The sequence below is a fragment of the Streptomyces sp. NP-1717 genome (assembly GCF_022695985.1).
In the GTDB taxonomy this organism is placed as follows: domain Bacteria; phylum Actinomycetota; class Actinomycetes; order Streptomycetales; family Streptomycetaceae; genus Streptomyces.
This window is the reverse complement of the sequence record NZ_JAAPBF010000341.1, coordinates 1-5,226: the sequence shown is the minus strand read 5'-3', so window position 1 is coordinate 5,226 and position 5,226 is coordinate 1. Positions and strand designations below refer to the sequence as shown.

The following is a 5,226-nucleotide window of genomic DNA, read 5'->3' as shown; positions in this document are numbered from 1 at the left end:
ACTCCGACCCCGCCGGCACGCGCACCGACACCGGCACCGGCACCGAGACGGACGAAGGCAACAGCGACGGCGACGGCGGCGACACCCCGTCCAGCGGCGACCTGACCGGCAACTGGATCGCCCAGCTCGCCTCCACGGAGAAGTCCGCGGGCGCCGCCGCCCGCGAGAAGCAGGCGAACGCGCTCCGTGGCAAGGGCATCACCAACGCCCGGTACCTGGACAGCGACGACCACGCGTCGCTGAAACCGGGCTACTGGATGTTCTACGTCTCCGGCTTCAACAGCGGCTCGCACGCCGTCGACTGGTGCCGCACCCGCGGCCTCGACACCAACATCGCCTGTGTCGGCCGCTACATCAGCGACGAGGCGACCGACCGGCAGTACCTGTGCAGCCCGGCGCCCGGCGGCGGCACCACCGGCCGCTGCACCCGCGACTGAGCGACCGGACGGCCGTGCGGCCCGGCTGCCGACCTACCGGGCGGCTACGCCCGGCCGTCGTCCAGCGACTCGACGAAGGCCAGCCCGGTGCGCCACGTCTGCTCGGCGGCCGACTCGTCGTAGTCCGGCAGGTCCGGGTCGGTGTAGAGGTGCCCGGGGCCCTGGTAGCGGTAGATCTCCACGTCCGCCCCGATCTCCCGCATCCGCAGGTACCAGGCCGTCAGCCAGTCGTGCGGCTCGGACACGTCCGGGTCGGCGACATGCAGCTGTACGGGCAGGTCGTCCACCGACGCGTTCGCCGCGATGTCCGACGTCCCGTGCATCAGCAGCAGCCCGCGGGCCTTCGCGTCCCCCAGCGCCAGCGTCTGCGCGACCGATCCCCCGAAGGAGAATCCCGCGTACACCAGACCGCGCTCCGAGTACGGCGCCACGGCGAGTACGGCGCGCCTCAGCAGCTCGTCGGAGCCGATCTTGTCCTTCAGCGCCCTGCCCTCCTCGGCGGTCTCGGCGGTTTGACCCTCGAAGAGGTCGGGCACGTGCACGTGGTGGCCGGCAGCGCGCAGCCGTTCGGCCCCCGCGTGCACCGCCGGGCGGAGCCCGTAGACCGAGTGAAAGAGAACGACGTCCATCCGCCCATCCTGCCAGGTGGGCCCCCTCGTCCGAATCCGGAGCCATGGAGAACGTACTGCGACCGCTGACCGTGCTGGGTGGCACGGTCGTCCTGACGCTGCTGCTCGGCTGGGTCGTCGACCTGGCGCTGCGCCGCGCCGACGCCCGGCACCCGGAAACCCCGCTGTGGGGACTGCTGCGACGCTGCCGGCTGCCGCTCCAGGTCGTCCTGCTGACCGCGCTGCTGCGCGGCACGTACCGCGAAACGCGCTGGTCGGTCGTCGAGAATCACGAGAGCGGCATCGGCCGTCTGCTGACGCTGGTCCTGATCGGCGCCGGGTCCTGGCTGGTGGTGCGCATCGTGTCGGCCGTCGTGGAGTCGACGTACGCCCGTTACGCGACCTCGGCCCGCGACCGGGCGAAGGTCCGCCGGGTCCGTACGCAGGTGACGCTGATCATGCGCATCGTGACCGCCGTGGTCGTGGTGGTGGCCGTCGCGGCGATCCTGCTCACGTTCCCCAGCATGCGGACGGTCGGTACGTCGATGCTGGCCTCCGCGGGCATCATCGGCATCGTCGCCGGTGTCGCCGCGCAGTCGACCCTCGGCAACCTCTTCGCCGGTTTCCAGATCGCCTTCGGCGACATGGTGCGGATCGGCGACACGGTGGTGGTGGACGGCGAGTGGGGCGTGGTCGAGGAGGTGACGCTCACGTTCCTGGCGGTACGGACGTGGGACGAGCGCCGGATCACGATGCCGGTGTCGTACTTCACGAGCAAGCCGTTCGAGAACTGGTCGCGCGGCGGTGTCCAGATGACGGGCACGGTCTTCCTCCAGCTCGACCACTCGGCTCCGGTCAGGCTGATGCGCGAGAAGCTGCACGAGATCCTCCAGGACTGCGCGGCCTGGGACGGCCGGGACTGGAGCCTGGCCGTCACCGACACCACCCCCAGCACCATCGAGGTGCGGGCCGTCGTCACGGCGAAGGACGCGGACGACATCTGGACGGCGCGCTGCACGGTGCGGGAGCAGTTGATCGGGTGGCTGGCGGACGAACATCCGTACGCGCTGCCGCGGATAGCGACCACGCAGGCGGCGGTGCTCCCCGCCCAGGCCGGCAACGGGGCCGTGGGGCGCGCGGCGGCGCACCACGAGCCCGACCCGGCGGTGACGGAGAACGCGGACGGCGACCCGCGCACCGGCCGCGGCTGACACCTCCGCCGGCCGGGGCCGGCCTCAGTGCATGCTGCGCACGTCCAGATACCGGAGGACCCGGTCGACCACTTCCGGGTTGGCGTTGGGTTCGCTGCGCGCCGACAGGACCTCGTGCCGGGCCGCCGACATCATCTCCCGCTGGATCCGTTGGAGGGTCCTGACCCGCTCGCTGCGCTTGGCGAACCAGTCGCGCCGCTCGTCGTCCACCACGTCCGGGCTGATCCTCGCGCCGATGTCGAACGCCCCGCGGGCGAGGCGTTCACTCAGCTCCTCGGGCAGTTCCTCGACCTCCTCGATCTCCTTGAGGCGGCGCTTGGCGGCCCTGGCGGCCCGTACGGCCAGTTCGTGCTCGAAGCCGCGCTCGGCGTCGATGTCGGCGCTCACCCCGAGACGTCTCACCAGCCACGGCAGGGTGAGCCCCTGGAAGACGAGCGTCGTCATGATGACGGCGAAGGCGATGAAGATGATCTCCTCACGGCCGGGGAAGGGCGTCCCGTCCTCGGTCTCCAGCGGGATGGCCAGCGCCAGCGCGACCGAGGCGACCCCGCGCATCCCGGCCCACCACATGATGACGGTCTCCCGCCAGCTGACCGGGATCTCCTCCTCGTAGTCCCGGAGTTTGTGCAGCCGTTTGGTGACCCAGACGGCGGGGAGCAGCCACAGCAGCCGTACGCCGACGACGACTCCGACGACGACTGCGGACCAGCCGAGCGTCTCCCCCAGATGACCGTCCGCGGAGCCGAAGGCGTTGTGGAGTTCGAGCCCGATGAGGCCGAAGGCGATGCCCGTGACGAGGATGTCGACGACTTCCCAGAAGGTGTTGCCGGCGAGCCGTCCCATCACGTCGTCGGCGTCCGCCGAGTGCTCGGCCAGGAAGAGGGCGGTGGTCAGTACGGCGAGAACGCCGGAGCCGTGCAGTTCCTCGGCGAGTACGTAGCTGACGAACGGCACGAGAAGCGTCAGACCGACCTGGAGGGGCGCGTCACCGAGCAGCGCCATGAGCTTGTTGGAGAGCCAGCCGAGCACGACGCCCACGACGACCGCGACCACGGCGGAGAGCACCAGTGTCCCGGCCGCGCTGGGCCAGGAGAACGTGCCGCTGACCACGGCTGCGATGGCCACGTGGTAGAGCACGATCGCCGTGACGTCGTTGAACAGGCCCTCGCCCTCCAGGATGGAGACGAGCCTGCGGGGCAGTCCCAGGGATCCGGCGACGGCGGTCGCGGCGACCGGGTCGGGCGGTGCGACGAGGGCGCCGAGCACGAACGCGGCGGCGAGCGGCAGTCCGGGGACGACGGAGTTGGCCACGGTCGCCACCGCCGCCATCGTGACGAACACCAGCGCCACCGCGAGCAGGAAGATCGGCCGCAGATTGGCGGTGAACTGCCGCCAGGAGGTGCGCTGTACGGCCGCGTACAGCAGGGGCGGCAGCACCAGCGGGAGGATCAGATCGGGCGGCACCTCGACGTTCGGTACGAAGGGCATCAGCGCCAGGACGATCCCGAGGAGGGTCATCAGCACGGGCGACGGCAGATTGAGCCGCTCCCCCAGTGGCACCGTCACCACGGCGCCCAGCAACAGCACGAGCAGCAGCGCCAATTGGGCCACGGTGCGCCCTCCGAGAGTCGTGAGCCCTGACGATCAAGGCTTCTCAACCCTGTCACGCGCGCCCCTGAAACGCGCCCAGGCGCTGCTCCTCGCGGCCCGCTTCCGGACCGCGAGGAGACGTTTCGGCAGTGCGCCGCCCGTGACCGCTACTCGCGGATCCGGTCCCGGATCCAGACTCCGGCCTCCTTGAGGACTCCGGTGCCCGACCACTGGCCGGCGTTGCAGGAGCCCTGCTTGAAGACCGCTCCGGAGCGGTGGTCGTCGGAGTAGTTCCAGTTGGTCCAGGAGATGTTCTTCCGCTTCATCAGATCGAGGAAGCGCTGCGACTGGCCGAAGTCGTTGGCGCCCTCGCCCGCGTAGTTCTGGGTGCCGAACTCGGTGACGAAGACGGGCAGTCGGTCCGACGCCCGGTCGAGCGCGGCCAGGTACTCGTCGCGGTGGGACGCCGCGTAGAAGTGGAACGTGTACATGATGTTGGAGGCGTTGACGGGGTTGTTCACGACCTCCTTCTCGTCCGCGCCGTCGGAGACGCCGAACGAGGACCAGGCGCGGGTGCCGACGAGCACGACGGCGTCCGGGTCCTGGGCCCGGATGACGGGGATGATCTTCTCGGCGTACGACTTGACGGTCGCCCAGCTCACGTCGGACGGCTCGTTGGCGATCTCGTAGAGGACGCCGGGGCTGTCCTTGTACTTCTTCGCCATGGCGGTGAAGAAGGTCTTCGCCCTTTCGAGGTTGAAGTTGGGGTCGCCGGGGCTGAGCATGTGCCAGTCGATCACCGCGTACATACCGCGCTTGTGCGCGCCGTCCACGAACTTCTGGGCGAGGGAGGTGAAGCGCTGCGGGTCGGTCTCGTAGCCGCCCTCCTGCACGTACGTGGAGACGCGCAGCACGTCGGCCCGCCACTCGTTCGCGAGGACGTCGAGCGAGCCGTCGGTGACGCACTGGGCGTACCACTGGGTGCCGTGCGTGCTCATGCCGCGCAACTGGACGGCCTGGCCCCGGCTGTTGCAGAGGCGGGTGCCGCAGACCTTGAGCTGGCCGTTGTCGCCGATGGGGGAGGCGACGCCGGCGGGTGCCGCGGTGCCGGTGGGAGCGGTGGCGGCGCCCGCTCTCATCGGGGTCAGCATGGCGGTGACGATACCGAGCGCGGAGACGGCGAGGAGTGCCTTGCGGCCGCGCCGTCCTCGTCGGCCCCGGGGACGGGGCTCGCGGGTCGGGTGGGAGGTGGCGTGCTGGTGCATGGGGTGGTGCTCCCTTCGGGTGGGGTCCGGTACGGGAGATCGACTGTCAGAGGCATGACAGCAAGTGAGTGAAAGTTAAGGTTGTTTCCAATCACCGTCAAGAGTGTTGGGAAAG

Annotated in this window: 4 protein-coding genes and 1 pseudogene; 2 read left to right on the top strand and 3 right to left on the bottom strand. The window is 70.1% G+C overall.

The features are described from left to right. Positions 1-437, top strand: a pseudogene (locus GXP76_RS33865) (serine/threonine protein kinase); the annotation flags it as partial. Positions 438-481: 44 nt separating this feature from the next. Here the strand turns inward: GXP76_RS33865 and GXP76_RS33860 are convergent. Then, a complete protein-coding gene (locus GXP76_RS33860; RefSeq protein ID WP_242575453.1) occupies positions 482-1,066 on the bottom strand; it encodes a dienelactone hydrolase family protein in 585 nt (194 codons plus the stop codon). Between the two features lie 44 nt (positions 1,067-1,110). Here GXP76_RS33860 and GXP76_RS33855 point away from each other — a divergent pair, with 44 nt between their 5' ends. Beyond that, a complete protein-coding gene (locus GXP76_RS33855) occupies positions 1,111-2,256 on the top strand; it encodes a mechanosensitive ion channel family protein (RefSeq protein ID WP_242575452.1) in 1,146 nt (381 codons plus the stop codon). A gap of 24 nt (positions 2,257-2,280) precedes the next feature. Here GXP76_RS33855 and GXP76_RS33850 read toward each other — a convergent pair whose 3' ends face one another. After that, complete coding sequence (locus tag GXP76_RS33850; protein ID WP_242575451.1) at positions 2,281-3,867, bottom strand: Na+/H+ antiporter; 1,587 nt, start codon at positions 3,865-3,867, stop codon at positions 2,281-2,283. Between the two features lie 146 nt (positions 3,868-4,013). Then, positions 4,014-5,111, bottom strand: coding sequence for a glycoside hydrolase family 5 protein (locus tag GXP76_RS33845; RefSeq protein WP_242575450.1), 1,098 nt, complete (start codon positions 5,109-5,111; stop codon positions 4,014-4,016). Positions 5,112-5,226 lie beyond the last annotated feature (115 nt).